Origin of the sequence: Limosilactobacillus vaginalis DSM 5837 = ATCC 49540 (assembly GCF_000159435.1) — a bacterium.
In the GTDB taxonomy this organism is placed as follows: domain Bacteria; phylum Bacillota; class Bacilli; order Lactobacillales; family Lactobacillaceae; genus Limosilactobacillus; species Limosilactobacillus vaginalis.
Genome location: NZ_GG693461.1, coordinates 1 through 241, shown reverse-complemented (window position 1 = coordinate 241; position 241 = coordinate 1). Strand labels below are relative to the sequence as shown.

The window sequence follows — 241 nt, the reverse complement described above, 5'->3', positions numbered from 1 at the left end:
CGCATTGCGCCACCGTACCGCTGCCCTGGCGCTCGGCGTATGCTTTATTCTCCCCGTACACGCCTCGTCACCTAAACCTGGCGATTTTGCTAATACTCAGGCACGACATATTGCTACTTTCTTTCCGGGACGCATGACCGGAACTCCTGCAGAAATGTTATCTGCCGATTATATTCGCCAACAGTTTCAGCAAATGGGTTATCGCAGTGATATTCGGACATTTAATAGTCGGTATATTTAT

Annotated in this window: 1 pseudogene; it reads left to right on the top strand. The window is 48.5% G+C overall.

Annotated features, from left to right (window positions below):
• A pseudogene (locus HMPREF0549_RS09625) lies at window positions 1-241 on the top strand (hypothetical protein); the annotation flags it as partial.